Here is a 4,924-nt window from a genome sequence, read left to right on the forward strand (position 1 = left end):
CGATCTCGTGCAGCTGATCGGTCAGCTGACCGCGGAATTTTCGCTCCAGCTGCGCAACCAGGACATGGAGATCGTCTTCTCGCCGCCGCAGGAGAAGCTGATGATCCAGGCCGATGGCGACAAGATCATGCAGGCGTTTGAGAACCTCATTACCAATGCGATGCGCTATGGTAATGACGGGAAGGAGATTCGGGTCGAGGCGAAGAAGTCGGAGCAGGAGGCCGAGGTCCGGGTCATCAACTACGGACCGCCGATCCCGCCGATGGACCTCCCTTATATTTTCGAACGCTTCTACCGCGTCGAGAAATCGCGTTCCCTGGACACCGGAGGCGCCGGTTTGGGGCTGGCCATCGTCAAGAGCATCATCGAGCTTCATGACGGACAGATTTATGCATCGAGCAACACGGCGGAAACGGCGTTTATCGTGAAGCTGCCGCTGATCGATCTGAAGGCTTAGCAACTTAAAACCCCGGTCAACTGCTTCTCTGCCGCAGATGACCGGGGTTTATGCTTTCCTTTTATTTTTTAATCCACGATGCCCAAAATCCGGATTCATCGTCATCGGTTTTGTGATAATGCTCGACCAATCGGTTAAGCCGCTCCAGCTGATACCCGTAATCGTACATCGTGGCCCCCACGATGGATAGGCGCAGCCTGCCTTCGGGTTCCTCGATGGCCAGGCTCAGCACGCCCTGGATAAACGCGGTGTTTTCCTGGTCCAGCTGTGAAGCTTCCAGGCAGTTCGGCTTGAGCTTCTCCTCGAATTTGAGCAGGATGTGCTCGTGAAACTTGATCAGCCGCTCCAGCTGTTCGTCAAAGATCCGGTCGGTGCCGGCTTCCCGGTCCGACTGGAAATAATGCTCCTCCACCGCGTCCAGCACTTCGCGCCCTTTCCGCAGAGCATTCAGCATCTGCTTATAGACGACCAGCAGCCGGGTCTGGCTGAAGGAGGCCCGCTTCATCTTCTTCTGCTCCTCTTCAAACAGCTGATATTTGCTCGACAGCGATTTGATGGCATCCTCCAGCTCGCGCTTTTTGTCACGGAACACATTTTCCTTGATTTCGTCCGAAATGGCCGTTCGCATGAGCAGCGACATCCGGTCGAACGTATTTTGGATCTGCCCGATAAACTGCTGCTTGGGCTTCGGCGGAAACAGCAAAATATTAATCAAAAAGGCCGAAACGATGCCGATCAAGCTGAGTGAGAACCGGGTCAGCGCAAACTGCCATTGCCCGGAGGCCTCCATCACGGCAATGACCGTCACCAGCGTCAGGCCGATCGTATCGCCCATCTTCAGCTTAAGGCATATCATGATGACCAGGATGCACACCAGGCCGACGGCAATCGGCTCGTTCGAGAACACCTGGCCTGCCAGCAGTGCCAGAACGGCTCCCAGGGTATTGATTACATGATCAAGCCGTTTAATCCGCTGGAACTGACCGTGAGGGTCAAAACGCTCCTCCGGCGTTCTTTTCAATATAATGAACCGAAAGAACAGACGGATTCCACCCTTCGGATTCACGATGTGGAGATCAACCGGACTTCCCATAAGGTGACCGCCCGCGGGACCGACGTACAGCTCACCGGCCGTGAATTCGATATTCTCCATCTGCTCGCGTCCCATCCGGGAAGAGTGTTCAGCGCCGAGGAAATTTTCCAGCGGGTCTGGAAGGAAAAGTATTACGTCTCCAACAATACGGTCATGGTTCACATCAGCAACCTCCGGGACAAGCTGGAGAAAGAACTGGGCTACAAGCTGATCCAAACCATGTGGGGAGTTGGCTATAAAATCGATGCGTAGCATATTTAACAAGCTGCAGTGGAAAATCGTCACGTTATTTTTCCTCAGCGTCGCCCTGACATTCGCCACGCTGATGATCGTCAAGCCGATCCTGCAGGCGGTGTACGACAATCATTTCAAAGCGCTGTATCCCTTTGTGGAAGCGCTCATCCGGGTCAACCGGATTTTTGGGTTTTCCGTGTGGCAGGCCGTCGTCGTCATTATGCTGTTCATTTTTTACTGCATGATTCTAAGCTGGGGCACGACCCGGAATTTGACCAATATCATCCGCGGAGTTCAGCGCATGTCTTCCGGCAATACGGATGTCCAGATTCCGGTTCGCTCCAAGGATGAGCTCGGGCTGCTCGCCGGGCAGATCAACGCGCTGGTCTCCCAGCTGGAAGCCTCGAGGGAGGAGGAGCGTCTGGCGACCCAGGCCAAAAACGATCTGATCACCAACGTTTCCCACGATCTCCGCACGCCCCTGACGTCGATCATCGGCTATCTCCGGCTGATTGAGGAAGACAAATACAAGGACGAGGTGGAGCTGCGGTACTATGTCAATATCGCCTATGAAAAATCCAAACGGATGAATCGGCTCGTGAACGATCTGTTCGACTATACCCGGATGGGCTTCGGTCAAATTCCGCTGCACCGCACCCCTATCGATCTCGTGCAGCTGATCGGTCAGCTGACCGCGGAACCAGGGTATTGGTCTGGAGCTGGTCCAGAAAGTACCGCCATGAGCGGTAAATCGACGGCTGCATGGCAAAGATGGCCGCCACAGCCGCCATCACCGGCGAAGACAAATTAAGCCAAATGCTGATATATAAAGCGAGGGTAACCGCGATTCCCGTCTTTAACATCCTCGCGCCAAAAGTCACGCTCACCCCTCCTAATTCCATCGTTGTATAGATTGAGCTAAAGTTTTCTTTTTTCTATATAGTACATATTGTATCGTCTTCCCGAATTAATTACCCGGTGAAGCCCTTTGTGATACCAAACCAAATATTACAGCCAGGGCCGAGGGCCCAGCATCTTTGAATATACATGTATGTTTTTCCAAATCAGGCGCATAATAGGACAGAAAAAATAAAGCATGACCCAATTCAACCAAGAGGTGAACTGACATGAATCCAATCAAAAATGCGCTGCTGGCCGGTACGATGGCCTGCATCGTGTTCGCCGGATCCCACGGCATCGCTTTCGCTGACCCGGCGCCTGTTACTCCCCAAACGGCGACTCCCCATCTGCCCATATAGCTACGCCGGATCAGGAACGGAAGGAGAACGGCCATCATATCCGCCATGGACATCACGGCCGCAAGTACATTCTGCTTAAAGACGCTGCGGATCTGCTCGGCATGAGCGTCCAGGATCTCAGCAAGGAATGGAAGCAGGGCAAAACGCTGCAGCAGATCGCCAAGGAGAAAAAAGGCTGGAGCGGCGACGAGCTCGTCAAGAAGATGACAGCCGTCCAAAGCTCCAAAATCGATGCCGCCGTCAAAGCCGGCAAAATGACCCAGGAGCGTGCCGATCAGCTCAAGCAGAAGCTGCCCGCTTCCTTGAAGCGGTTTACCGAGCGGACGTACCGCCCGCACTCGGACCGCACTCAGCCAGGTTCCTACTCGCATATCTAACGCAAGGATATCCGCACAATAAAATCCTAACTTCAACCGTTAGGATTTTTTGTGTGGTATTTTTTTGTTCTTCCTGGCGGCTCCACCGGGTTCATCTTTCGGCCCGTTGACCGGCACCTCCAGCAGATCCAGCAGGAACATGAACACCGGCACGCCGAGAATAAGCCCCCACACCCCAAAGAAGTGCTCGGAGATGATCAGTACAGCAAACGTATAAAATATCGGCAGATGCGTTTTATCCGACATAAACTTCGGATTCATGACGTACGCCTCGAAAGCGTGCAGGACGGCCACCATGATCAGGACGTAAACGACCTTCATCACTCCGCCGATGCTGAACGCGATGGCACACAGCGGCACCAGTGAGACGATCACCCCCATGACCGGCACGAGGCCGAGCAGGAAGATCATCAGCCCGAGGGCGAACAGGTTCGGAAATCCGAGGATCCACAGAAACAGCGTGGAAGCCGTTGCGTTAATAATGGAAATCAAAAACTGGACCTCGATCACTTTTCCGAAAGAAAACGTAAATTTTTTCCCGAAATAAGCTAATTCATCATAAAAGTAGGCGAATTTGCTGCTTCTGAACTTATCCGTGAAATGGGTCACTTTCTCTTTCTCCAGCATAAAGAACAAGCTCATGATGATCGCGATGGCAAAATTGATACCGACCTTGCCGATGTTGGAGATCGTTCCGGTCAGCAGGTTGTAACCCTGCTTGACGTACTGCGAAATATCAATCTTATGGATGTACTCCAGCACGTAGTCGATGACTTTATTGTCGGTAAGCTCCAGCGGCTTGCTGTAGAACGAAATAACCTGGTTGATCAGCACGTTCAGTTCACCCAGCAGCTTCGGAGCGTATTGATAGGTTCCGATCGACAGGGCTCCAAGAAAGACGGCATAAATGATTAGTACGGCGATCTTCTTGCTGATTCCCATTCGGTTCGTAAACCGCCGGGTGAGCGACGAATGAATCCGGTTCACCAGGTACGTAATAATAAAGGTAATCAGAATGAGGTTCATCATGCTCCGGAAGACATACAAAAACAGCACGAGCAAAATGAGGACCATCACTTTTTTAACGGCAGGCAGTTGAACAAAATCTCTTAGCGACGTCATCGGACCGAAGCCATACACCCTTTCCTTTAAAAAGATCTTTATGAAATCATATTACGCGAGCGAGGCGTTTTCATGCAAGTTTCTGCCGCCTGATGTACGGTTTTCATTTCCTGGCGCCTATGGCCTTGGCTTCCAGTACTTTTCAAAGATATAAATGGACAGCATCAGCCACGTTGCGCTCGCCAAATACCCGCCGAAGACGTCGCTCGGATAATGCACCCCGAGATAGATCCGGCTGATCCCGATCAGCAGCGTCAGGGCCACCCCGATAACGATCATCGCAATTCTTCCGGCCAGCGCGGGAATATGCCTCCACAGCAAGTAGGTCAGCGTCCCGTACAGGGCGAACGCAGCCATCGAGTGCCCGCTCGGAAAGCTGAAT

Annotated in this window: 6 protein-coding genes and 3 pseudogenes; 5 read left to right on the forward strand and 4 right to left on the reverse strand. The window is 52.6% G+C overall.

Annotation, left to right across the window (positions count from 1 at the left end; translation table 11 throughout):
• A partial coding sequence (locus CPT76_RS17300) for a sensor histidine kinase (RefSeq protein WP_181152891.1) occupies nucleotides 1–457 on the forward strand: 457 nt, incomplete at its 5' end.
• Nucleotides 458–518: 61 nt separating this feature from the next.
• Here the strand turns inward: CPT76_RS17300 and CPT76_RS17305 are convergent.
• Entirely contained in the window at nucleotides 519–1,523 is a 1,005-nt protein-coding gene (locus CPT76_RS17305; protein WP_146116263.1) for an aromatic acid exporter family protein, read from the reverse strand.
• Here CPT76_RS17305 and CPT76_RS17310 point away from each other — a divergent pair.
• Together CPT76_RS17310 and CPT76_RS39930 are read left to right on the forward strand one after the other, a co-directional pair.
• Nucleotides 1,404–1,802: pseudogene (locus CPT76_RS17310) on the forward strand (winged helix-turn-helix domain-containing protein); the annotation flags it as partial. The gene CPT76_RS17305 and the pseudogene CPT76_RS17310 overlap by 120 nt on opposite strands.
• Nucleotides 1,803–2,025: 223 nt before the next feature.
• Nucleotides 2,026–2,403 (forward strand): annotated as a pseudogene (locus CPT76_RS39930) (sensor histidine kinase); the annotation flags it as partial.
• Between the two features lie 82 nt (nucleotides 2,404–2,485).
• On the opposite strand, the pseudogene CPT76_RS39935 reads toward CPT76_RS39930, so the two are convergent.
• Nucleotides 2,486–2,665 (reverse strand): annotated as a pseudogene (locus tag CPT76_RS39935) (aromatic acid exporter family protein); the annotation flags it as partial.
• 246 nt (nucleotides 2,666–2,911) lie between these two features.
• Between CPT76_RS39935 and CPT76_RS39940 the strand changes: the two are divergent.
• The gene (locus CPT76_RS39940; RefSeq protein ID WP_258168553.1) at nucleotides 2,912–3,043 is read left to right on the forward strand and encodes a hypothetical protein; all 132 of its coding nucleotides are present in this window, start codon (nucleotides 2,912–2,914) and stop codon (nucleotides 3,041–3,043) included.
• Nucleotides 3,044–3,144: 101 nt separating this feature from the next.
• Nucleotides 3,145–3,420 carry a hypothetical protein gene (locus CPT76_RS17330; RefSeq protein WP_105443725.1) on the forward strand — a complete coding sequence of 92 codons (276 nt, stop codon included), beginning with the start codon at nucleotides 3,145–3,147 and terminating at the stop codon, nucleotides 3,418–3,420.
• A gap of 39 nt (nucleotides 3,421–3,459) precedes the next feature.
• Here CPT76_RS17330 and CPT76_RS17335 read toward each other — a convergent pair whose 3' ends face one another.
• Both CPT76_RS17335 and CPT76_RS17340 read right to left on the reverse strand, forming a co-directional pair.
• Complete coding sequence (locus CPT76_RS17335) at nucleotides 3,460–4,542, reverse strand: AI-2E family transporter (protein ID WP_105444119.1); 1,083 nt, start codon at nucleotides 4,540–4,542, stop codon at nucleotides 3,460–3,462.
• A gap of 117 nt (nucleotides 4,543–4,659) precedes the next feature.
• Nucleotides 4,660–4,924: phosphatase PAP2 family protein (locus CPT76_RS17340; RefSeq protein WP_146116336.1), on the reverse strand; the 265-nt coding region annotated here is incomplete at its 5' end.

Source organism: Paenibacillus sp. AR247, from assembly GCF_002968895.1.
In the GTDB taxonomy this organism is placed as follows: Bacteria; Bacillota; Bacilli; order Paenibacillales; family Paenibacillaceae; genus Paenibacillus_AQ; species Paenibacillus_AQ favisporus.